Here is a 24,597-nt window from a genome sequence, read left to right as displayed (position 1 = left end):
GACTTCCTTTAATACGAAAAACAAACTTATGAATTATTCCCGAGGTATATCCAATAAAACAGCCGATTTAACTAAGACAACCTCCTTTCCATCTTGCGCCAACTTATAGCAAAAATAGCGAGAAGAGACTATCACAAATATAAAAATAGAACGATTATATACTAATATCGTACGAAGGAAGCGGACATATAATATAAAAAAGTGCGCCGATATCCCATCGTCGCACTTCTCACAATAGTTTCTATATTGTTAACTTCAAAAAATATTCTTATTGCAACATTCCCCGATAGTAGTTCTCAACGTCCCTCCATTTATAATAAGGGAACATATCGGTTTGTACCGGAATATGCACTTCATTTTCATTATGCATAATCTTTACCAGAATATCATCGGATTTCTCATTCCGGAAAAAGATAATCTGCACATTGGCAGCCATAGGAACCACCTTGAAATCACTCCATACCTTATAAACTTCATACGGATCGTTGACTGCAACATTACAATTCTCTATTTGCATCAGTGCCACCAAAGGAATCACATTACCATCGTGTCCAAAACGGAGAGTGGCAGCGATACCACCTTTTCGGATTGCTTCATCAGCACTATCCAAAATATTTCTTAACAATGATTTGGCATTGGCTACTACAACACCCTTTCCATCGGCATGATTGGCATTCCCTACATAAAAACGATAATTGACACATTGCCACAAATCAAACAATTCCTGCGCCTCAAATAAATCATAGAAAGAAACTTTTGTTTCGGCATTCTGCATATCACTGGCCACCCAGTACATTCCCCACATCAGTTCTTTGGGATTTACCTTCTTTACAATAAAATGCTTATCTTTAAATAAAGCTGTGACCAGACGTTCCGGATTGGTATGAGCTTCTTCAAATTTCCTATATTCTTCAGCCCAAGGACCGTCATGAGAAGAAGTGAAACGGTTAGATTCATCTGTATGATAATTCAAATAATCCATATACTTCTCGCTCGCCTCATAAGAAATCCGCAAGCCGGGATTTAATTCTTTCAAACGGTCACCAAAAGCCACCATACTCATAGCACAGCGCAACACAACGGTAGAACGGGCAGATATAAAAGGATTGCCTTTAAACACCTCCGGGAATGAGGTATACATTCTTTCAGCAATGCCCCGGTGTTGCCTTACTCCCAATGGGGTTAAATCCCCACCATGCCCTTTCGCTTCCTCCCAAACTGTGAGTAAACGCTGATACGTATCCTCTCCCAAACCGGTAAGCGCTTGCGCACGATGCGCCTCCTCAAAAAGGTCTACCAACCATTTATAATCACGGTCGGCAATCAGATAACGAGAACCATGCCGTCCGTAATGACTGATATAAAAAGGTTTATATCCCTTAGGCGCTTTGGTCTGCGGAGCAAAATCCAAGGGATACGCCCAATATACTCCTCCCGTTTTCTCAGGAGTAGCAAACATCTCTTCTTTAGATGTCTGCGCCCCAAGCGGGGCACAGCACATTACTATCAAACTACATAATAGAATTTGTTTCAGCTTCATCATATCTTTATTTTATTACTTTATAACCATCGTTTTGTACTAAAGTAGGATTATTTGTCAATTCGCTCTCCGGAATAGGGAACAGATTATATTTATCATCCACATCCTCTCCCAAACGTACGCCATTTTTCCAATCCCAATTATTACCTTTCGTATATTTACCGAACCGGATCAGGTCGGTACGTCTTATCAATTCGGAAGCCAATTCCTTCTGACGCTCAAGCAGCAGAAAATCCAAATCAAGCTCATTGGCACCAATCTCACCGGACACATCGGAACGTACACCGCTTTTCGCATATTTTCCAGACATATAAGCTCTTGTCCTGACTTCATTTACATATCCCAGCGCCTCGCTTTGTGTGCCACTTGCTCCGCGCAAAATAGCCTCAGCAGCCATCAAATATGCATCAGCAGTACGGAACAACGGGAAATCAATAGAAGTATAAGCATCCCCCGAAGCGCTAAGTTCATCTTCTTTCGTTACGTTTCTCCACTTAATGTAACCATAACCGCATGTAAACGTACTCGTCATATCCATATTTACATCCCATGTATCTTTTACCTGATTAGGAAGAGCGGTCATAAACTGTGCTCTTTTATCTTTCTTGTTATTTCCCCAGGTATCATTGCCATCGAACATAACATCATCCGCATCGAACGCATCCACCAATGACACTTTAGCGCGAACATTGCCCCAACCTCTGGAACCAACACCTGTTTTATAGAGTTCATCCATAGGACCATTCACAAAAGCCTTCACATAGAAGTTCGTTCCGGCAGAACTCTGTGCGCGCAGACCATCCTGTACCAACGGCCAAATAATCTCCTTACAGGTATTATTATCGGCCAAAAAGATTTCGCGATAGTCAGAAGCCAACGGATAATGCCCATCGGCAATGACTTTCGTAGCATAAGTATATGCTTCCTGGTATTTATTCTCATTAATCCATGTCTGTGCATTCAAATACATGCGGGCCAGTAAAAACCAGCCGGCTACCCTATCGACACGTCCGTACTCATTGGTTCCCGGAGCCTTCAACTCATTCTCGATAGCCAATAACTCACTTTCTGCAAACTCAAAAATCTGCTTACGCGTATATTGTACCGGAATTTCTTTCACACCCGTATTTTCATCTACATAAGGAACCGCGCCAAATAAATCACAAAGCATCGAATAGCAATAAGCACGTATGAAACGAGCCTCTGCACGATAACTCATATAGTCGTCTTTCATCTCTTCCCAAAGTCCTCTGCCTTGCAATTTGCCTTCTGTGCATTCCCGCAAAAGTTCATTACAATAAGCGATACTCATATAAAGTCTCTGGTAGGTCCATGTAATGACTGAAGCATTGGAAGCATCCCACTGCAAGTTCAAGCATTTACGCAATCCGTTGGAAGAGGAAGGCATCAGGAAATTATCCGTACTCAACTCCTGCAAATAGAACAGCAGGCGTACATAACCGGAATATCCCTCATTAGCGCCTTCAAGGTCACCATCTCCTCCATCACCACCTTGTTGCCCCGTCAAAATCAGTGAGGCATAACACTTTGCCAAGACACCGGTATAACCGTCTTTTGTCTGATATACCTTTTCACTTACCAGTTGGTTATCATCCAAAGGCATCGTGTCCAAGTCACCCAGACAAGAGACCAGACTTATGCCCGCGAAAAACAAAATAAACGAATAAGCAATTATATTTTTCATATTGTATAGTTTTAAGCCGTTAGAAATTTAAATTAGCACTTAATGAAAATACGCGCGGACGGGGATATACCTCTTTATCGATACCGCTGTAAATCTCCGGATCAATACCGGAATAGCTTGTAAAGGTAGCAACATTCTGCACACCGAACGTCAGGCGCAAAGAGCTGGAACTATTCCATAACTTCTGGAATGTATATCCCAAAGAAATATTGTCGATGCGGAAGAAATTGCCTTTCTCCAAGAAATAATCCGAATAAAGTTGTTGGTTCTGGAAACCGGTGTCTTTAGTTCTGCGTAATATATTGGAGAAATTTCCTTGATCGCTGTACACCGATTGCACATACTGGTCGGCAGCCACATAATTATATACATAGTTACCGAATGCCCCGTGTCCGCTAATGGCAAAATCCCAGTTTTTATAAGTAAGCTGGGTATTGAATCCCAGATAGGATGTCGGCAATGCGCTTTTGTTCGTGGCATATTTTGTTTCTGTCGCAGAGATAGAGCCATCCGGTTGCACATATTGCCCTTCGATAGGTTTACCTCCATCATCATAAGCCTGTTTTGCCAGATAGAAAGTATAGGGACGTTGACCTACCATAAATACCTGAACCGTCTTGCCCGTACCAGAAATAGCTCCTGTCTGCACAAAATTGGCATCCGAATCAATAACATTCAGCTTGGTTATTTCAGAATCATTCCATGTATAATTCATGCCCACTGTCCATTTCCAGTTTTTTGTATGCACAGGCACCGCATTGATGGCAAATTCCACACCTTTATTATCCATCTCACCGATATTGGTTGTAATGACGGAGGAATAGTTGGTTCCTGAAATTACATTGATAGTATTCAGCAAATCTTTTGTGTGGCGTTGATAGTAATCAATAGAACCGTAAATACGATTGTTAAGAAAACCGTAATCCAAACCGATATTATAAGTTTCGGTAGTTTCCCATTTAATATCAGAATCATAGCCGTTCGGGCGATAAGTATAGTACCATTTGTCACCGAATTGATAACAAGATTCCGGATAAGATACCGTAAAGGTAGTCATATACGGATAGTCATTCAGAATATCCTGCTGTCCGGTTTGACCATAGCTCAAACGCAACTTCAAGTCTGACAATACTTCCGAATCGCGTAAAAATGCCTCCTGACTGATCTTCCATCCCAATGCAACGGAAGGGAATAAGCCCCAACGGTTATCCTTGGCAAAACGTGAAGAAGCATCTGAACGCAGAGTGGCTGTAATCATATAACGATTATCATACGAGTAATTTAAACGTCCATAGAATGAAAGTAGATAATATTCAGACTCATAATGATTTGGCGAGAACAGTTCTTTGCCTTCCGGAGAGAGAGTGGTCGCATCGAATTTTTTCCAGAAATGTTGCCAACCGTATCCCGCCATCGCGCTGAAATTATGCTTTTCATTGAACACATGAGAGTAGTTGGCATATAAATCCAACAAATAGTTACGCTTATTCTGTTTAGAATCATACATAAGTCCCGTACCGTCTTTCATGTTAGATGTATACATCATACCGGCCATATCGGGCACATTCTTAGTATATTTACTTCTCAATACATCATAACCCAAATTGGCGTTCAACTGTAAATCTTCCAAACGGTGCACTTTATAATTGATGGCAGCATTACCGATGGAACGGGTTACTTTATTATGCAAATTCTGCAATTCGAGTTGCGCCACAGGGTTATCGGTTTGAATAGCCATAGGAGAATTTCCATTCATCCAAATAAAATAACCCAATCCCGGCTCATCGGCTCCCGTTGCACTTCCGGTCATGACAGGACGGGTAGGATCGTATCGGAGCGCATTATTAACGACGCTTTCATCCACCTTCTGATTATCCTCATACGAAACTTTAACGTTCAGGTCAACGGTAAGATGATTGTCAAAAAACTTAGGAGATATACCTCCATTAAAGGTAAAGCGTTCATAGTTATTTGTCTTTACCACACCATTCTGATTATTATAACCTACCGACAAACGGTAAGGTGCATTTTTCTTTACCTTACCGGAAACGGAAAAGTTATGTTCTTGTCCGAATGCCGTACGGTAAATCTCATCCTGCCAATCAGTAGAAACCGTACCCAAAGTCACGGAGCCCGGAACACCCGATACCGTAGGAACGAACTCACGGAACTCATCAGCGGAAAGTACATCCAATTTTTCCGTAATGGTGCTTACAGAAAGGTTAGTAGAATAGTTGAAACGCAGGTTGGAATCGGAACCTTTCTTAGTAGTAATTACAATCACGCCATTAGATGCGCGGGAACCGTAGATAGCAGTGGCTGAAGCATCTTTTAATACGGTAAATGTTTCAATATCGTTCGGGTTGATACCTCCGATTACATTTCCGCCACCTTCAATAGTGGAGTTGTCCACCGGTACACCGTCAACAACAATTAGCGGATCATTGGATGCAGATAGTGATGCGCCGCTTCTGATACGGATAGTGGCGCCCGCTCCCGGAGCGCCGGAACTTGAAACGACATTTACACCCGGTACTTTACCCACCAAAGCATCTTGAGCGGTAGTACGTAAGCCTTTATTAAAATCATCCGGTTTGATAGCGGTTACCGAACCTGTCGCATCAGATTTCTTCACACTTCCATAACCTATAACGACTACGTCTTCGAGCATCTCACTATCTTCCTCCATCAAGATTTTCATCATTGGAGAAACGACCTTTTCCACATCTTTATAGCCGATATATTTAATAAGTAAAACAGCCTTGGGACTGCTGACGGTGATTGTAAAATTACCGTCCACATCACTGATAGTTCCATTTGTCGTCCCTTTTTCCAAGATATTTGCTCCGATAACGGGTAAATTTTCCCTATCAGAGATATTACCTTTAATAACTGTTTTTTGTGCAGAAACCCCTACACTGAAAACCAAAGCGAGCATCATAAACAGATACCGCCACTTTCTTCCAAAAGCTTCTGGATTTTTCTTGCCTTTCATAATGTTTTAAATTAAAGTGTAACAAAGTATACCACATTCGGTATAAAAATTAGATTGTAGGCGAAAGTAGATATTATACTTTCGCTTGACAAAGGTTATGAATGAAAAAGTAAGTAAAAGGAAAGATGATAAAAATATAGCACCCTTATTATCAATAAATTAACAAAAAAGTCATACACAATAAAAGTAAATTCAAAGGAGACGCTTTTTACAGTTTTTGTACCTGAACGGCCAAATCTTTTCCGGGAATAATCGCTTTATTCCTCATTCTTAAACGATAGTTATATACTGTCTGAAGCGAATAATGAAAAAAATTGGCGATTTTAGAATTATCATCAATACCCAAACGGATAAGGGCATAGATACGCAGTTCGGGCGTTAACAATTCACCTTCTTTTAGCTGTATACGTTCGTCCTCTTTCAATAAAGTATTGAAAGATTCCACAAAATCCGGAAAGATAGACAGGAATATAGTATCAAACTTACTGATGAACAGTTTAAAGTCTTCCGTAGTAGATGATTGATTATGAAGCATCTTGGAAATATCCGCCATAGAACCGGTATTGACAATTTTCAATAAGCTCTTGCGCTCGGTTTCCTGTTTATAAATATACTCAGAGCAGATATTAAACAACAAGCCAATATATTCTTCCTTAATATGGTTGGATTCTTTAATTTCCTCGTTCATCCGGGTAAGATTCTCCGTCATTTCCTGCAGACGCTGATTCTGTTCCGCCAACGATTGCTTTACCCTCAGCAGTTTACGGTTCTTTTGGCGAAGAACAAAGAAAGCGATAATCAGTGTAATAACGAGAATGGACAAAACTAAAAGAAAAAACAACACCTTGTCCCTGTCAGCTTTTACACGACTATCATTGGCGGCTTTAATAATAGGGAGATATTCAGCTATATCCACGATACGATAACGGGCTTTTCCAAAATTCACATCTTCCAGTGAACAAGAAATATAATTATAAGCTCTTTCGATATCTCCTTCCTGAAAAAGCAAAATTGCCAATTGCTGTAACGACATATACACTTTTTTGGCATTCGTTATATCGGTAATGGAAGCCCGGATAAGATAATGCTTTGCCAACTGTACATCACGTTTGCCCAAATATAATTCCGCCAACAGATATTCCACTCTCGCCTTGTCGGGATCATCATCCGTACAACGTTCATAATATCCGGTCAATATCCGGATAGCCTCATCCCATTTTCCCTGCAGGCTCAGACTGCCGCATTTATTCGTCACATAGCTGGCGGTATTAGGATCGCTGATAGCCACTAACGTATCCTTATAAGCCCTTATCTGCCGCATGAACAACTGTTTCTTGGACACTTCCATTTCATCACTGTAACAGGATAAATAGGTAGTATGATACAAATAATAAAAATAGGTATCCTTTCGCACAGCCTCAGTTCTCTTTACTTTATCCAGAATACCTAATGCATTTTCATGCTTTCCTACTTTATTCAAAGCATCAGCCAGATTCATCAACCCTTGATTAACGTATTCTTCACCCAATCCGTCTGCAAGTTCCAGCCTTTCTTCCGCTATAATCAACGCCGTATCAACCCTAAAGGAACGGTATTTGACAAACAAATCACCCAAAATATCAAACCTCGCTCTATCATCTCCTACATAATCCAACGTCCTGCGAAGCTCCGCAATATCCTTTTCCACCTTTTTCTGATATGTCTCACGCTGCTGAATCATCTTGTCCAGCTTCAAAAGCAAAATATCATCATCCGTTTTATCCCCGGCCGTCAAGCCCGAATAAAAACACAGAAGAAACACTATGAAAGCCGAATATCTGAACATGAGCAAACTGATTTATGCGCGGAAACAAAGATACGATTTTTTACAGCAATTCCCGCATTTTTTTCTTTAATACCGGATGAACTAAATCCGGTGCAATCTCCACCAACGGTTCCATCACGAAACGGCGTTCGTGCATCAAGGGGTGAGGCAGTTTCAGTTCGGGGGTATCCATCACCCGGTCATCATACAAAAGCAAGTCTATATCTATCAGCCGGTCGCTATATACCCCGCCGACAGATTTATGAGTGCGTCCTATCTCACGTTCCATCTCCTGAGTAAGATACAGAACAGACAACGGCGGAAGAAGCGTCTCCACACAAACAGCGGCATTCAAAAATGTATTCTCAGAGGAAAAGCCCCACGGAGCGGTAGCATAAAAAGCGGACAGGGAAATCACTTTCCCTATCCGCTCTTCTATTTTCTGAACGGCGAGACGGAGATTATGCTCCTTATCGCCAAGATTAGTCCCTAAACTAAAGTAAACGTACATCAATAAAAACAGGGATTGCCAACCTTTATTTTATTTATCCGTAATCAGCATTGCATCTCCATAAGTACCGAAACGGTAATCCTCTTTCAACGCTACATTATAGGCTTCCATTACCTGATCATAACCGCCAAAAGCGGCAACAATCATCAACAGGGTGGAAAGCGGCATATGGAAGTTGGACACCATCGCGTTGGCAACCGTAAAGTCGTACGGTGGGAAGATGAACTTATTCGTCCAGCCTTCGTATTCTTTCAAATGGCCGTCTGTGCTGACAGTGCTCTCTATCGCACGCATCACCGTAGTACCTACGGCGCATACCTGCCTGTTCAAATCCTTGGCGCGATTCACAACCTTTACGGCATCTTCCGTAACAATCATTTGCTCGGAATCCGTTTTATGCTTGGTAAGGTCCTCCACATCGATATCGCGGAAGTTACCCAAACCTGCATGCAGCGTAATATAAGCAAAGTCTATTCCCTTAATCTCCATGCGCTTCATCAACTCGCGGCTGAAATGAAGACTGGCCGTCGGAGCCGTTACGGCACCTTCGTTACGGGCAAAAATAGACTGGAAGCGTTCCGAATCCTCCGGTTCCACCGGACGGTTGATGATACTGTGCGGCAGCGGCGTTTCACCCAATGCGTACAGGGCTTTCTTGAACTCGTCATGCGGCCCGTCATAAAGGAAACGAAGGGTACGTCCGCGCGAGGTAGTATTGTCAATCACCTCGGCCACCATAGAATCGTCTTCGCCGAAATAGAGTTTGTTACCGATACGGATTTTACGGGCAGGATCCACCAACACATCCCATAAACGCAACTCCTCATTCAACTCACGCAACAGAAATACCTCGATACGCGCACCGGTTTTTTCCTTGTTACCGTACAAACGGGCGGGAAACACCTTCGTATCATTAAAGATAAATACATCCTTATCATCGAAATATTCCAAAATATCCTTGAACATACGGTGTTCGATTTCGCCCGTCTTTCTGTGTAATACCATTAAGCGCGACTCATCTCTATACCTTGTAGGATGTAAGGCGATCTTCTCTTCAGGAAGTTTAAATTTAAATTGCGACAGTTTCATAATTAGTTATGAGTTATAAGTTATGAGTTATTTATTGTTTATTTCAGTATATTTTTTAGTCATAAATGGTATAAGTTATCCAGCAGCATGCTCCTTCATTGCAAATAACTTATAACTCATCACTTATAACTAAATCCTGCCCGTCTATCCACTCTTTGAAATCAAGCGGATTAAGGCAATCCTCTATACGGACATCCCCTACGCGGGTGCGCTCCAAAGCCGTAAGATGAGCGCCGCTATTCAACGCCTCACCGATGTCACGCGCCAAAGCACGGATGTACGTACCCTTGCTGCACACTACCCGAACCTTGATTTCCGGCAGATTACATTCCAGCAGTTCAATCTCGTCAATCACCAGTAACTTGGGCTTCAGCTCCACCTCCTCGCCTTTGCGGGCAAGGTCATAGGCGCGTTTACCGTTCACCATGCAGGCCGAGAAAGCGGGAGGCACTTGCTGTATCTCGCCGATGAACTTCTTCAAAGTCTCCTCTACCAGCTCCCTCGTGATATGCTCCGTAGGATAGGTAGCGTCTATCTCATGTTCCAAATCATAGGAAGGGGTGGTAGCGCCCAGCCGGATGGTGGCGATATACTCCTTGGTATGATACTGAAATTCTTCAATCCGTTTTGTAGCCTTGCCTGTACACACTATCATCACTCCCGTAGCGAGAGGATCGAGTGTACCCGCATGGCCTACTTTCAGTTTCTTTACCTTCATCCGCCGGCAGATGTGATAGCGCGCATGGCCTACGACCTTGAACGATGTCCATCCCAACGGTTTATTGAAATACAGAACTTCTCCTTCTTTAAAATTTATCATCACACCACTTCCAAATTGTGTCCTGTAAGCAACAACAGAAGGATAATTCCCCCGACAATGATACGGTACCAGCCGAATGCCTTGAAACCATATTTCGTCACGAAGCTGATAAAGAACTTGATAGCAAGCAAAGCCACCACGAAAGCTACCACATTGCCGATTATCAATGCCGGCATATTGTTCATGATAATCTCCGTTCCGCCGTCCAAAAAGAGCTGCAACATCTTATAAAGCGTAGCTGCAAACATCGTAGGAACAGCTAGGAAGAAAGAGAACTCTGCCGCAGCCTTGCGAGTCATCTTCTGTGCCATACCGCCGACAATCGTCGCCATGGAACGGGACACACCCGGTATCATTGCAATACACTGGAACAGACCGATATTAAAAGCTTTCTTTTCCGTCAGGACAGTATCTTCACTGCCTTTGGAGAATATCTTGTCGCAGAACAGCATGAACACACCGCCAATTACAAGCATCACAGCCACCACAGTCACACTTTCCAACATCTCGTCAATCTTGTCACTGAACAGGAATCCCAATACAGCTGCCGGAACGAATGCCACCAGCAACTTCCAGTAAAAGTCGAATTTATGCAGAAAACACTTCAACGCAGAAGTCCCTGCTGGAACCGGAGTATGGTTCAAACGGAAAAAACGTTTCCAATACAGCCAAACCACCGAAAGGATTGCACCGAACTGTATAATCACCGTAAAGGCTTTTACAAATTCCGTACTCTCTATACCCAACAGATTCTGTGTAATAATCATGTGTCCCGTAGAAGAAACCGGTAAAAATTCCGTCAATCCCTCTACAATAGCTATAATAATTACTTCAAGTGTACTCAAATCTCCCATAATCATTCTTTTGTTTTCGGTTTACGCAATACGGCATATATCATAAATACAAATCCCAAAAGGCAAACCAATGGAGCCACCTTAATACGTCTTACACTAAAAATGTCCGGTTCAAAGTGTGTCGGTGTAGATACAGGGCCGGTCATTAAAATAAAACCAAGTATTACCACCGCCATACCGACAGCAAGCAGAATAAAATTGGTCTTGTCAAAAGCGAACTTCTGTTTACTCATCTATTTATTTACTATTTAATGATTTACTATTTCTTACCTCTTATATATAATACAATGTACTCGCCTTCATCCTCAGATACTTGTTGATAGAGAGCAATGCACACAACCAGGTAATGAGCACTCCGAACACCAGTACGGCAACGGAAACCAGCAACATCACCTCAGGCGTAATCACCCTGATTAACTCCGGTTCATAAGAAACCAGCCAATAGGCGGCTCCCCACAGAACGGCATCGGCAATGACAGCCGACAATACTCCTATCCAGAAATTACGCCGCAGGAACGGACGCCTGATAAAGCTCCAACTCGCCCCTACCAGCTTCATTGTATGGATAAGGAAGCGTTTGGAGTAGATAGTCAGACGGATTGTATTGTTAATCAGCGCAAAGGAAATGAAAGTCAGAATGACAGCCAAACCCAACAGCATCAGACTGATATTGCGGATATTATCATTCACCGCATCTATCAGGTCTTTCTGGTAAAGTACTTCCTGAATATTCGTGTTCCTCTTGATTTTCTTCTCTATCTTGGCAATGCTGTCCGAATTGGCATAATCGGAATGCAACTTAATCTCGATGGACGCCGTAAAAGGATTATAGCCGAGAAACTCCTGCGGGTCTGTCCCCATCGCCTCGGTTTGTTCGCGAAGCGCCTGTTTCTTGGAGATATATTCCGTCTCCTTCACAAACGGCTCTTTATCCAGTTTCTTCTGCAGTTTCAGGATATCACTCTCTTTCATATCATCACTGATAAGAATAGAGAAGTTGATATTCTCCTTTACGTATACGGAAAGGTTGTGAGCCCCCAATACAAAGAACACCACCAAGCCCAACAACAGCAATACCAATGTAGTACTTATGCTGGATGTGATGAACTGCATATCAAAATAGGATACCGAATTACGTTTAGCTTTCATTAAATCACCTTTTTTTTACGAAACACATAAATCATGGAACTGCTGCGCTCTTTCCTTACCAATGCATGGAACCATGCCAATGTACCGGTAATCATGCCCCGTATGAACGGACATGAACGGCGCATATTTTTCTCTGTCAGCATGGATACGTAGAACGCGTCAAACGGCATGGGATGACGCTCCGCCAAAATAAAGCCATGCTTGGAACCCAGCCGCTGGATAGTGCCGGGAGTGAAATGCCACAAATGCCGGGGCACATCGTAGGCAGCCCAATAAGCTCCGTATTTCCTGGCGTCGTACGAAGAGCAGTTGGGTACGGCTGCAATCAGCACCCCTTTTTCCGTCAGCAACGAGTTCAGCGTTTCCCAAGTCTCATTCAACGGTTCAAGGTGCTCCATTACGTGCCACAGCGTAATGACATCAAAACTATCCGGTTCAAAATCCTTCAAAGCCGTATCGGGCTTTACCTCCAAGCCGAAATGCTCCTTGGCAAAAGCGCGTGCATGGGCGTTCTTTTCAATGACTTCCACCTGCCAGCCGCAACGCTTCATTGTATCGGCAAAATAACCGGTTCCCGTGCCGATGTCCAGCAGACGTCCTGTTTTACGATGCGCTTCATGCGCCACCAAGCGCGCCTTGCGCTTCAACATATAGCTGCGCACCCAATGGTATACGGAGTTCATCACCCCTTTCTTCGTATCTGAATGGGATATATAATCGGGAGTTTCATAATAGCGTCCGATTTCCGCTTCTGCGGGAAAATCCTGGGTCAATATAAAACCACAGTCCCTGCAACGGCACAAGTGGAATACTTCACCCGAGGCATAATGGTCTATGCAGGTCAGGGTACGCTCCAAATGCGTTCCGCCACATACCGGACAAGCTTTTATAGTGAGTTTATTCATCGAACGTTTACCAATAAGGAAGTGCAGTCTGAACCGAACAGACCGCACTTATCCTAAATTTGGTGCAAAATAACAAATAAAAAGTGATTTACAAGGCTTTCATTAAGGAGATTTAATAAAAGTAATGCTGCGCCGAAAGTGACAAGGAAGGAATTCACCGCAATTAAAAGGCGCGCATTAAGAATACAGCCAAGAAACAGGCAGACATTAATCCGTTAAACGGTAGTCATTATTACGTCAGACAGCTGTCTCCCTTTCGTTAGACAGCTGTTTAACGCAAAGTCAACGGCTGTCTAACGAAAGGATAACAACTGTCTGACGAATTAAAATTCGCAAACAAAGAAGATAACAGAGAGCGGGGAGATACCTGTTATTCCTGCAGAATAAACTAATCACAGCCTTTGTGTTCGGTCTTGAGCGGACAAGTGTCCGATAACGAACAGACGCATAAGCATAATAACAATTGATAATCAACGATTTATATCTTTGGCACAGGATTTGACTTTTATCAGGCGAAGGCGTTCGAAAAAAAGATGAACCGAAAAGGCAACTTTTTATATCGGAAACAACGTCTAAAAATAAAACGGAAATAGTAACAATAAAAAAATAAAGATTATGAAAACTACAAATTTATTCAAAGCAATCGCATTCGTAGCAATGATTATCGTAAGCGTAATGAACTCGGAAGTAAAGGCTCAGGCCAACTTCATCACCAATGAAGAAGTAAAGGATGACTTGGTAGTAGCAAAAACAATCTTCAAGCAAGACGGCACATACCTCTACAACCACATGCGTTATGAATTTACATACGACAACGAAAACCGCCTGACCGGCAAGACCGCTTCCAAATGGGACAGCCTGCAAAGCCGATGGACACCTTACTTCAAGATGTCTTACCAATACGAAAACAATGAAATCATCATGTCATACGCACGTTGGAACAAGGCTCACAAGGCTTATGACAAGGATATGAAGAAAAGCGTATATGAGATGAACGAAGAGAACATGCCGGTAGCTTACAAAAGCTATGAAAAGAACAGTGAAAAATCCAACTGGACACTGGTAAGCTACAACCGTATAGACCATACGGCAAACTTGCTGGCAATGGCGGAATAACAGAAAAATTAAAGTTAACAATACATTAATAAGGGGAGCATAGACCGCGAGGTTCGTGCTCCCCTGCCTTTTTTATATCAAACTAAACTTCTTCACCTTTCAGCGTCGCCGAACTGCTTTCTGTAATCTTAACCGTCACAAAATCGCCCGTCCGGTGCGTTCCCCGGTCGAAAACAACTACCCGGTTCTGTTCGGTGCGTCCGAAGAGCTGGTCGCGCGAGCGTTTGGAAACACCTTCTACCAGCACCTCATAAGTTTTTCCTACGCAACGGGCGTTGGCCTCTGCAGAAAGACGGTTTTGCAAAGCGATAATCTCATTCAGACGACGAATCTTCACTTCCTCAGGCACATCATCCGGCAAATGCTTGCTGGCATACGTACCCGGACGTTCGGAATACTTAAACATAAAGGCGGCGTCATAACCGCACTCCTCCATCAGGGAGAGGGAAAGCCGGTGGTCTTCTTCCGTTTCCGAATGGAAGCCGGAGAAAATATCCGTAGACAAGCCGCAATCCGGAATGATGCGGCGAATGGCGTCAACACGTTCCAGGTACCACTCACGGGTATATTTACGGTTCATCAGCTTCAGGATACGGCTGCTTCCGCTCTGCACGGGCAAGTGTATATGCTTGCATACATTGGGAACTTCCGCGATGACTTGCAGGGTCTCGTCGCTCATATCTTTGGGATGAGAGGTGGTAAAACGGATACGGACGCCCGGAGTCGACTCGGCCACGGTACGCAGCAACGCGGGGAAAGTTATCACTTCCCCATCCGCCTTTTCAAAGCGGTAAGAGTTGACATTCTGTCCCAGCAAGGTCACTTCCTTATAACCCTTAGCCACCAAATCGGCAACTTCATTCAGGATGCTTTCCACATCCCGGCTGCGTTCCCGTCCGCGGGTGTAGGGAACGATGCAATAGGTACAAAAGTTATTGCAGCCGCGCATAATGGAAACAAAACCCGAAATATGATTTCCGCAAATGCGCGAAGGTATCACATCACGATAAGTTTCCGTTGTGGAAAGTTCCACGTTGATGGCTTTCTCGCCCGCCTCTACGGCAGCTATCAGGTCGGGCAAAGTAAGATAAGCATCCGGACCTACCACCAGATCGACATGATGGTTCGTAATCAGGTCGTCTTTGACACGCTCCGCCATGCATCCCAATACGCCGACAATCAGATTCTTTTTCTTCTTCTTGAGCGAATGAAAAAACTCCAGGCGGTTTAAAATCTTTTGTTCGGCATTATCACGGATAGAGCAGGTATTCATAAATACCGCATCCGCCTCTTCCAGCGTTTCGGCCACCGAATATCCCGCCATCTGCATCACAGAGGCTATCACTTCACTATCGGCCACATTCATCTGGCAGCCATAGGTTTCGATGAACAACTTTTTGTTCTCATCGGCAGTTGCAGATTTAAAGTCTGCTCCCGTCACATTTTCCATAATCAGTTTGTTTAAAATCAAGTTACATTAGTTACATTTTGTCATTCAGAGCGTAGCGAAAAACCTGCTCCCTTTATGTAGTCAGAGGGAAGTGATTCTTCGCCATGCTCTGAATGACAGCGTGCAAAGATACTTCTTCCCTTCCAATAAAGTGATGAAACCATGGAAAAATAACACATAATCCCCTCTATTTGATGTGTTTCTACTAATTTATGTTAAGCGAGTAAACATTTTCCGAGTGCTAATTTGGCATTGTTGGAATAAATTTCCAATTTTGTGGAATGAAAGAAACATTAGATTTTTTCATAGTTAAGGTTTAGGTTAAAAAAACAAGGGGAGCTGTGAAGCTGCCCTTTTTTAATGCCAATTTGTTGGCTACAATCAGATTAAATAATTACCTTTGGCGGTGAAAAAACAAAGAAAGGCTTATGGAAGACATCTTCAAATTTCTGTTAATTGCAGGCATTATTGTTATAAGTTTTGTCAGACAAGCAAAGAAAGAAGCAAAAAAGAAAGCTGGCAACAGCCCCGCCATGCCTGTGTTCGATGAAGAAAATCCCCTTCCTGAAAGCTGGAACGACGGAACTTACGGCGGTTACATCCCGGAAGGCCCCAAACCCGAAGCCGCCGTAATACGCAAGAAAACAGAAAAAAAACATAAGCCTGCCAAGAAACAGCCTTTCATTCAGCAAGATACCGACAATACACTTCCCGAACCTGTCGACGCCTCATCCGAATTTGAAATACACTCGGCAGAGGAAGCGCGCAAGGCTATCATCTGGGGAGAGATATTACAACGAAAATATTAACGCGATTGAAAGTTGAGTTGATTCCTTACACGAAAAATAACTATACATTATGGCATTTAATTACATTTCAGCAGCAGAAGCTGCGAGCCTGATTAAACATGGCTACAATATCGGCCTGAGCGGATTTACTCCCGCAGGAACAGCCAAGGCCGTTACGGCCGAACTGGCAAAAATAGCAGAAGCGGAACATGCCAAAGGAAACCCTTTCCAGATAGGCATTTTTACAGGAGCCTCTACCGGTGACTCCTGCGACGGTATCCTTTCACGCGTCAAAGCTATCCGCTACCGTGCTCCTTACACAACCAATCCCGATTTCCGTAAAGCGGTAAACAACGGCGAGATTGCCTACAACGACATCCATTTGTCGCAAATGGCGCAAGAAGTGCGCTACGGCTTTATGGGAAAAGTAGATGTCGCCATCATCGAAGCCTGCGAAGTGACACCCGACGGTAAAATCTACCTGACCGCCGCCGGCGGTATCGCTCCTACCATCTGCCGCCTCGCCGACCGGATTATCATAGAGCTGAATGCCGCACACAGTAAAAACGCCATGGGACTGCACGATGTCTACGAACCGCTTGACCCGCCTTACCGCCGCGAAATACCTATCTTCAAGCCGAGCGACCGTATCGGACAACCTTATATCCAGGTTGACCCGAAAAAGATTGTCGGTGTCGTAGAAACCAACTGGCCGGACGAAGCACGCTCATTTGCCGCCGCCGACCCGCTGACCGACAAAATCGGACAGAACGTAGCCGACTTCCTTGCCGCAGATATGAAGCGCGGTATTATTCCTTCCACCTTCCTGCCGTTGCAGTCGGGCGTAGGAAATATCGCCAACGCGGTGTTAGGCGCTTTAGGACGCGACAAGACCATTCCGGCATTCGAGATGTACACAGAGGTTATCCAGAATTCCGTTATCGGACTGATTCGCGAAGGTCGCGTGAAGTTTGGCAGCGCTTGTTCACTGACCGTAACCAACGACTGCCTGAACGGTATATACGAGGATATGGATTTCTTCCGCGACAAGCTGGTTCTCCGTCCGTCGGAAATATCCAACAGTCCCGAGGTAGTACGCCGTTTAGGTATTATCTCTATCAACACAGCCATTGAAGCCGACCTCTACGGAAACGTAAACTCCACCCATATCGGCGGTACGAAGATGATGAACGGTATCGGCGGTTCGGGCGATTTTACGCGCAACGCCTATATCTCTATCTTTACTTGCCCGTCTGTCGCCAAAGAAGGCAAAATCAGCGCTATCGTCCCGATGGTTTCTCATGTAGACCACAGCGAGCATGATGTCAACATCATCGTTACCGAACAAGGTGTTGCCGACCTGCGCGGCAAGAGCCCGAAAGAACGTGCTCAGGCAATCATTGAGAACTGTGTTCATCCGGATTATAAGAATATCCTGTGGGATTATCTGAAACTGACCGATGGTAAGGCACAGACTCCTCATGCCATGCGTGCCGCCCTGGCTATGCACGCCGAACTGGCAAAAAGCGGGGATATGAAGAATATCGACTGGGCACAGTACAAATAAAGGCTAAATACGCCTTTGATAAAAGGCTGACAACGCTCTGATCAACCTATCATTCTGTCATTCGGAGGAGCTTGCGACGAAGAATCTTCTCTCTTAGCTATATAAAGGGAAGAGATTATTCACTCCGTTCCGAATAGCAGAATGATAGGTTAATCAGAGCGTTATTTTAACAGCTCTTTATCAATCCATACCAACCGGTACCGGTCATTCATCGGATAAGTATATCACAGACAGTATCTTGGAATTTACGTGCCTCCCTGCCGGAAAGCACATTCTGATTCATTATGGCAAAAGCGATCTGATGCCCGTTATCTGCCTTTAAATAACCTGCCAGGCAATTTATAGCCGTAAAAGAACCGGTTTTAGCGTGCACTTTCTTATAAGAAGGCGTCCCTTTCTTCATACGGTTTTTCAGTGTTCCGTCCACTCCGCCGATAGGCAATGCCTTATATAATTTCTGAAACACATCCGTACGTGAATAAGCGAATTTCAAGAAGGCAACTAAAAGTTCCGATGAGATATAGTTATAGTTGGAAAGTCCGCAACCGTCCGCCAGATTATAACGGTCGGGAACATAGCCCAGCTTTTTTATCAACCGGCGGATAGCCGAAAGTCCGTCTTCGGCAGAGATATGCCTCCCGCCCGTAAACTGCGCACCTAAACGGCATAACATAGCTTCTGCATTCAAGTTATCACTCTCTTTCATTATTTGATTGACTACTGCCTGTACAGAAGTATTATAAGATGCCATTCGCACTGAAACGCTGTCTTTTTGAAACTCACTGAAAGAATAATCCGGAAGGCAACGGATACCTTTTGCCCGTAAACGCTCCAGGAACGTATGCATAAAGAAGTCCTGCGAAGAATAGATATTCACCGTACCGGTACGCTTCCCGTCCACATTACCCGATACCGTTATGTCATTGCCATTCTCCAGCCAATCGCGGGATACACGAAAACGTCCGGCAGAGGGAGCGCGGGTTTTTGTTGTATTGGTCAACGTATAGTAAGACGAAGCGGGAGTACATTCCAAACGTGCCGTATCACCCTGCATACCGGGAAAAGCTGTTACCGTAACCACTCCTTTATCAAGCATCAGCGGCGACAGGTATGGCTGAAAAGAATAGGGCGTATCATCCCACAGCCAACCGCTTCCCCAATACAAAGAGTCTTTCATGGAAACATCGCCATATATCTTGCCTTGAACCACAGAGAAAGGCAAACGAGACACCTTACCGACCAAAGAATCCAACGCTTCATCATCAAATTCCGGGTCGAAACCTCCGACAACGTATATATCTCCTTTCAGCGTATCACGCTCAATCACGCCCTTGTACCAAACCTCCGTACAAAAAGGCTCGTCCGCCTCAGGGCGCGCAAGCGCCGTAATCGTAGTCAGCAACTTCATTGTAGAGGCCGGACGGGAAAGCTTATCCGCCTGATAACTATACAGAGCCTTATCAGCAGTCAAGTCATACACTGAAATAGATACATTAGAACCTGCAGGCAACCGATACTTTATCAATGTATCCAGCCGCGAAGAAAGAGAGTTTGTTTCAGGTGATACTCCCTGTGCAGACAATATACAGGGAATTAACGTCAAAACCAATACAATCGGGAATAAGGTATACTTTCTCATCTTCTTACAAGCTATCATTCAGGTTCGTCAGTTGTCCGGCTGTTTTTGGCAACCGGTTTCTCAAATCTTCCTTTACATTGATTACAAACATACTCCCAATGGTTGGTGCCCGGAGCGGCACTGGCCAACAAAGAGGCAATAACCGCGGCAACAGCCCTCATCCGATGCCCTTTCCTCAATACGAACTTAATATCGGGGGAACCGCAGAAAGGACAGTATTTCAATTGTTCAGGAATCATCTGGTTTTGTTCCAACAGGCTGATTGCCGCCTCATAGTCTTTTTCACCCACCAATATATCCACTCCTGTCAGATCACCTACTTGCAATCCGGCCAGTAGCGTGGACATATTCTCGTTCCGCAACATGGAATCAATTCCTTCATTCTGTAACGCTCCCTGAACAATGTGGGCTTGAGTTGCAGAATCGCAAGTCATCAACTTTACGATTTTCATAATATAATGTATTCCATTTAAGTGAGTATTACAAAATATCCGTCATCCGGTTAAAGAGCTTCCTTAAAGATTTCGCCTACCGTAGGATGCGGGAATACTATTTTTTTCCATTCCGCAGCAGTCAGCTTGAGTTCGACAGCCATACCTGCCAACGTGATAATCTCCGAAGCCGGATTACCCAGCACATGTGCTCCCAAAACAGTATCATCTTCTGCCAGCAGTAACTTGCACATACCGTTAACCCCTTCATTCTCCGCGACAAAACGACCGGAATAAGCCATAGGCAGCTTTACCGTACGATAGGGAATACCCTTTTTCTGCAAGGCTTCTTCCGTATCCCCCACACCCGCAATTTCAGGATTGGTATATACCACGCCGGGGATAGCCCTGTAACTCATACAGTCTTTCTTGCCCAAAACGGCATGTACCGCCACTTCCGCCTCGCGTACAGCAGTATGTGCCAGCAAAGAGAATCCGGTTAAATCCCCGCATGCATACACACCCGTAACCGAAGTCCGCATCTGCCCGTCAACCCGTATGTTTCCACGTTCTGTTTTCTCCGGATTCAGATTTTCCAATCCGAAACCTTTCGTTACCGGACGACGGCCGACGCTCATCAATAATTTCTCCGCAACTGAAAAACCTGTACCTTCGGCATTTTCATAATTTACCCGTACCTGAGTTTCGCCGTTTTCTCCCGCACTTCCGTCCAATGACACCACCTTCGTATTCAGCATGAATTTAATACCGCGCTTGGCATACTCCGCACGAAGCATGGCGGACAGTTCCTTATCCATTCCGCCCAATATTTCATCCAGCATCTCGATAACAGTGACCTCCACCCCCAGACTATTAAAGAATGAGGCAAACTCCATGCCGATGACTCCACCGCCGATGACAACCAGCGATCTCGGAAGCTCTTTATTGTCCAACGCATCACGATGCGTCCAGTAAGGCACCGTATCTATTCCGGGAATAGGCGGAATAAAAGTTTCCGAGCCTGTGCAAAGCAATAAATTATCACATTCATACGTTTCGTCACCGCACAGAATATGATTCTTATCTACGATTGAGGCCTCGCCATTTACAATAGTCACATTATTGGCGGTCAGCTTTCCTTTGACACCCAACACCAGTTTACGTACCACTTTCTGTTTACGTGCTATGATTTTGGGCAAGTCGAACGAAACTTCCGATACATTGACCGCATATTTGGACGCATGACGTGCGCTGTCATACGTTTTTGCCGAATATAATAAAGTCTTGGTAGGAATACACCCTTCATTCAGGCACACCCCGCCAAGGCTTCGCTTCTCAAAAAGCACAACATTCAGGCCGGCCTTTCCGGCTGTTTCCGCAGCCGTATATCCCGCCGGACCTCCACCAATAATGGCAATTTGATATTTCATAGTTCTTACATTTATAGATTTCTGCATGCAAGATACAACAAGAAATTCAGAAAAAAAGCATGATACCTCACATAATTATAATTTATCGTGATATACGCTGCTCGAGCAAACGGATAAACTCTTCCTCTTTAACAGGAAGAAGCGCCACGCACTTACCCTCTCCATACCTTATCAGTACATAGCGCATAACGGCAAATCTGCCTATCCGCATGGAGGAAGCGCGTTCTACCGACGTAATATCCTTCAGCGGGATTTCTTTTCCTCGTGAAAAGCGTCCGAAGAACAATGACAGCTTATTATCGGTAGTAACGGTATAGGTAGTATGAATCAGCTTCTCAATACTGACAACCAGCAGGAGCATAAAAAGAACAGCAACAAGAATATTCTTTTCCCAAAGGCCGTAAACAGCGATTGTGCCTGCCAGAATGACAAACAAATACTGTCCGGCAGCGATACGCGCATGAAAAATTCGATTCATTTTATCCGGTTTTTGCCGCTAAGGTAGGTATTTTTATGAATTAATGCCCGCAAGGGAGACAAGGAACGTACTTATTTTGTAGTTTTGCGGTGTTAAATACACGAAACTATGGTAAGAAAGTTCGATTTCCTCGTTATCGGCTCCGGAATTGCCGGTATGAGCTTTGCGCTTAAAGTGGCGCATAAAGGAACAGTAGCCCTCATCTGCAAGGCCGGTCTGGAAGAAGCAAACACTTATTTCGCACAAGGCGGCATCGCTTCCGTCACCAATCTGGCGGTAGACAATTTCGATAAGCATATTGAAGACACCATGATTGCCGGAGACTGGATAAGCGACCGTGAAGCTGTGGAAAAGGTGGTACGCAACGCTCCCGGACAAATCAATGAACTTATCAAATGGGGAGTGAACTTCGACAAGAAAGATAACGGAGAATTCGACCTGCATAAAGAAGGCGGACACTCGGAGTTCCGCATCCTGCATCACAAGGACAATACCGGAGCGGAGATACAAGACAGCCTGATTGAAGCCGTAAAACAACATCCTAACATCACCGTATTCACAAATTTCTTTGCGGTGGAAATCATCACCCAACACCATTTGGGCATTATCGTAACCCGCTATACTCCGGGTATCAAATGCTATGGCGCTTACGTTCTGAACGAGAATACCGGAGAAGTGGATACATTCCTTTCAAAAATGACTATCATGGCAACCGGCGGCTGCGAAGCCGTATACCGTAACACTACCAACCCGTTGGTTGCCACAGGTGACGGCATCGCCATGGTCTATCGCGCCAAAGGCGCCGTAAAAGACATGGAATTCATCCAATTCCATCCCACCGCCCTCTATCATCCGGGCGACCGCCCTTGTTTCCTGATAACGGAAGCCATGCGCGGATATGGCGGCGTGCTCCGTACCATGGACGGAAAGGAATTCATGCAGAAGTATGACCCTCGCCTGTCACTCGCCCCGCGCGACATCGTGGCGCGTGCCATCGACAATGAAATGAAGCAGCGCGGTGACGAGCATGTCTATCTGGACGTTACCCATAAAGACCCTGAAGAAACTAAGAAGCACTTCCCGAATATTTATAAGAAATGCCTCAGCATCGGTATCGATATTACCAAAGACTACATCCCCGTAGCCCCTGCCGCACACTACCTCTGCGGCGGCATCAAAGTAGACCTGGACGGGCAATCCAGCATCCGCCGCCTGTATGCCATCGGCGAATGTTCGTGTACCGGCCTGCATGGCGGAAACCGTTTGGCTTCCAACTCGCTGATTGAAGCGGTGGTCTATGCCGACGCAGCCGCCAAGCATGCACTGAACGTATTGGAACGCTATGATTTCAATGAGGATATTCCCGAATGGAACGATGAAGGAACTATCTCCAACGAAGAACGGGTATTGATTACGCAAAGTATGAAAGAGGTGAACCAGATTATGGAATCTTATGTGGGCATCGTCCGCAGCAATACCCGCCTGACCCGCGCGTGGAATCGCTTGGATATTCTTTATGAGGAGACGGAAAAACTGTTCAAGAGCAGCAAGGCAACCCGTGAACTTTGCGAACTGCGCAATATGATTAACGTAGGCTATCTGATTACCCGTCAGGCCATGGAACGCAAGGAAAGCCGCGGCCTGCACTATACGATAGACTATCCGCACGCTCAAAAATAACGGTTATGGCGCACTTCAACGAGTATCTGGACTTATTGGAACTTTCTCCTTTGGTTAACCATTGCCTGCAAAACGGGAAAAAACGTCTTTATAAGAAAGGAGAGTTCTTTTGTCAGACAAGTGAAGTGTGTCATAACATTGCCTATATTTCCCAGGGAAGTTTCCGTTACTTCTACCTTGATACGGAAGGAAACAAACATATCATCGGCTATAGCTTTGAAAAGGATTTCGTGGCAGACTATGAGTCATTCACCAGGCAGACACCTGCCATTATCTATACGGAAGCAATCAAGGCGAGTACCGTCTATCAGTTATCTTATAACCAACTGGAAGAATTTTGGGCGGCAACCCGGCAGAACCAGTTATTAGGCCGTAAGATTGCAGAAAACCTGTTCTGTATGACTTACCACCGGCTATTGAATCTGTATTCGGCTTCCCCAAAAATACGCTACCAGGAATTGCTGAAAAGATGTCCCGACATCGTTCATCAAACAAGCCTGAAAGAAATCGCTTCTTTTCTCAATATTTCTCCATATACCTTAAGCCGTATCCGACGGGAAATAACTTTCGGACAAAAGGATTAATTTCTTGCTTTAAAGCAAGAAATTAAATTTTCCATATATTTATTTTTGTTAAAACATTGCCG

General features: G+C 44.4%; 21 protein-coding genes. 5 read left to right on the top strand and 16 right to left on the bottom strand.

Features of this window, described 5'->3' with window-relative positions; all coding sequences use genetic code 11:
• Nucleotides 1–268 precede the first annotated feature (268 nt).
• From BHV73_RS10200 to BHV73_RS10150, 11 genes are all read right to left on the bottom strand, one after another.
• Entirely contained in the window at nt 269–1,540 is a 1,272-nt protein-coding gene (locus tag BHV73_RS10200; protein ID WP_487467760.1) for a histidine-type phosphatase, read from the bottom strand.
• A 7-nt stretch (nt 1,541–1,547) separates the two neighbouring features.
• Nucleotides 1,548–3,245, bottom strand: coding sequence for a RagB/SusD family nutrient uptake outer membrane protein (locus tag BHV73_RS10195; RefSeq protein ID WP_009122024.1), 1,698 nt, complete (start codon nt 3,243–3,245; stop codon nt 1,548–1,550).
• A 19-nt stretch (nt 3,246–3,264) separates the two neighbouring features.
• Nucleotides 3,265–6,240 carry a SusC/RagA family TonB-linked outer membrane protein gene (locus BHV73_RS10190; protein WP_286738210.1) on the bottom strand — a complete coding sequence of 992 codons (2,976 nt, stop codon included), beginning with the start codon at nt 6,238–6,240 and terminating at the stop codon, nt 3,265–3,267.
• Nucleotides 6,241–6,448: 208 nt separating this feature from the next.
• Nucleotides 6,449–8,065, bottom strand: coding sequence for a SusR family glycan utilization regulator (gene susR / locus BHV73_RS10185; RefSeq protein WP_286738209.1), 1,617 nt, complete (start codon nt 8,063–8,065; stop codon nt 6,449–6,451).
• Between the two features lie 40 nt (nt 8,066–8,105).
• The gene (folK, locus tag BHV73_RS10180; protein ID WP_009122021.1) at nt 8,106–8,555 is read right to left on the bottom strand and encodes a 2-amino-4-hydroxy-6-hydroxymethyldihydropteridine diphosphokinase; all 450 of its coding nucleotides are present in this window, start codon (nt 8,553–8,555) and stop codon (nt 8,106–8,108) included.
• A gap of 30 nt (nt 8,556–8,585) precedes the next feature.
• Entirely contained in the window at nt 8,586–9,644 is a 1,059-nt protein-coding gene (gene queA / locus BHV73_RS10175) for a tRNA preQ1(34) S-adenosylmethionine ribosyltransferase-isomerase QueA (protein WP_286738207.1), read from the bottom strand.
• 109 nt (nt 9,645–9,753) lie between these two features.
• Nucleotides 9,754–10,464: a tRNA pseudouridine(55) synthase TruB gene (gene truB, locus BHV73_RS10170; protein WP_286738205.1), complete on the bottom strand. Its 711-nt coding sequence runs from the start codon at nt 10,462–10,464 to the stop codon at nt 9,754–9,756.
• Entirely contained in the window at nt 10,464–11,318 is an 855-nt protein-coding gene (locus tag BHV73_RS10165) for an undecaprenyl-diphosphate phosphatase (protein WP_087425506.1), read from the bottom strand. Before BHV73_RS10165 ends, truB begins: the two co-directional genes overlap by 1 nt.
• A 2-nt stretch (nt 11,319–11,320) precedes the next feature.
• The gene (locus BHV73_RS10160; RefSeq protein WP_087425327.1) at nt 11,321–11,551 is read right to left on the bottom strand and encodes a DUF3098 domain-containing protein; all 231 of its coding nucleotides are present in this window, start codon (nt 11,549–11,551) and stop codon (nt 11,321–11,323) included.
• A gap of 40 nt (nt 11,552–11,591) precedes the next feature.
• Entirely contained in the window at nt 11,592–12,467 is an 876-nt protein-coding gene (locus BHV73_RS10155) for a cell division protein FtsX (RefSeq protein WP_009122006.1), read from the bottom strand.
• Nucleotides 12,467–13,372 carry a class I SAM-dependent methyltransferase gene (locus BHV73_RS10150; RefSeq protein WP_286738203.1) on the bottom strand — a complete coding sequence of 302 codons (906 nt, stop codon included), beginning with the start codon at nt 13,370–13,372 and terminating at the stop codon, nt 12,467–12,469. The genes BHV73_RS10155 and BHV73_RS10150 overlap by 1 nt, the downstream gene beginning before the upstream one ends.
• Nucleotides 13,373–13,987: 615 nt before the next feature.
• Here BHV73_RS10150 and BHV73_RS10145 point away from each other — a divergent pair.
• A complete protein-coding gene (locus BHV73_RS10145) occupies nt 13,988–14,488 on the top strand; it encodes a DUF3836 domain-containing protein (protein ID WP_286738201.1) in 501 nt (166 codons plus the stop codon).
• Between the two features lie 82 nt (nt 14,489–14,570).
• Here BHV73_RS10145 and miaB read toward each other — a convergent pair whose 3' ends face one another.
• Nucleotides 14,571–15,938: a tRNA (N6-isopentenyl adenosine(37)-C2)-methylthiotransferase MiaB gene (gene miaB, locus BHV73_RS10140; RefSeq protein WP_286738199.1), complete on the bottom strand. Its 1,368-nt coding sequence runs from the start codon at nt 15,936–15,938 to the stop codon at nt 14,571–14,573.
• A 428-nt stretch (nt 15,939–16,366) separates the two neighbouring features.
• Here miaB and BHV73_RS10135 point away from each other — a divergent pair, with 428 nt between their 5' ends.
• Both BHV73_RS10135 and BHV73_RS10130 read left to right on the top strand, forming a co-directional pair.
• Nucleotides 16,367–16,747: a hypothetical protein gene (locus BHV73_RS10135; protein WP_022218626.1), complete on the top strand. Its 381-nt coding sequence runs from the start codon at nt 16,367–16,369 to the stop codon at nt 16,745–16,747.
• A 49-nt stretch (nt 16,748–16,796) separates the two neighbouring features.
• The gene (locus BHV73_RS10130; protein ID WP_009122000.1) at nt 16,797–18,293 is read left to right on the top strand and encodes a butyryl-CoA:acetate CoA transferase; all 1,497 of its coding nucleotides are present in this window, start codon (nt 16,797–16,799) and stop codon (nt 18,291–18,293) included.
• A gap of 208 nt (nt 18,294–18,501) precedes the next feature.
• Here BHV73_RS10130 and dacB read toward each other — a convergent pair whose 3' ends face one another.
• The 4 genes from dacB to BHV73_RS10110 all read right to left on the bottom strand — a co-directional run bounded on the left by dacB (nt 18,502) and on the right by BHV73_RS10110 (nt 22,271).
• Nucleotides 18,502–19,932: a D-alanyl-D-alanine carboxypeptidase/D-alanyl-D-alanine endopeptidase gene (gene dacB, locus BHV73_RS10125; protein WP_286738197.1), complete on the bottom strand. Its 1,431-nt coding sequence runs from the start codon at nt 19,930–19,932 to the stop codon at nt 18,502–18,504.
• A gap of 14 nt (nt 19,933–19,946) precedes the next feature.
• Entirely contained in the window at nt 19,947–20,384 is a 438-nt protein-coding gene (locus BHV73_RS10120) for a putative signal transducing protein (RefSeq protein ID WP_009121998.1), read from the bottom strand.
• 50 nt (nt 20,385–20,434) lie between these two features.
• Nucleotides 20,435–21,793: a dihydrolipoyl dehydrogenase gene (gene lpdA, locus BHV73_RS10115; RefSeq protein ID WP_286738196.1), complete on the bottom strand. Its 1,359-nt coding sequence runs from the start codon at nt 21,791–21,793 to the stop codon at nt 20,435–20,437.
• An 82-nt stretch (nt 21,794–21,875) separates the two neighbouring features.
• On the bottom strand, nt 21,876–22,271 hold the full coding sequence (locus BHV73_RS10110) for a PH domain-containing protein (RefSeq protein ID WP_009121996.1): 396 nt from the start codon (nt 22,269–22,271) through the stop codon (nt 21,876–21,878).
• A gap of 108 nt (nt 22,272–22,379) precedes the next feature.
• Here BHV73_RS10110 and nadB point away from each other — a divergent pair, with 108 nt between their 5' ends.
• Together nadB and BHV73_RS10100 are read left to right on the top strand one after the other, a co-directional pair.
• Entirely contained in the window at nt 22,380–23,951 is a 1,572-nt protein-coding gene (gene nadB / locus BHV73_RS10105) for an L-aspartate oxidase (RefSeq protein WP_286738194.1), read from the top strand.
• Between the two features lie 5 nt (nt 23,952–23,956).
• The gene (locus tag BHV73_RS10100) at nt 23,957–24,535 is read left to right on the top strand and encodes a Crp/Fnr family transcriptional regulator (protein ID WP_087412199.1); all 579 of its coding nucleotides are present in this window, start codon (nt 23,957–23,959) and stop codon (nt 24,533–24,535) included.
• Nucleotides 24,536–24,597: the final 62 nt, after the last annotated feature.

Origin of the sequence: Bacteroides sp. 44_46 (assembly GCF_001915465.1) — a bacterium.
Classification (GTDB): domain Bacteria; phylum Bacteroidota; class Bacteroidia; order Bacteroidales; family Bacteroidaceae; genus Bacteroides; species Bacteroides clarus.
This window is presented reverse-complemented; position numbering and strand designations above follow the sequence as displayed.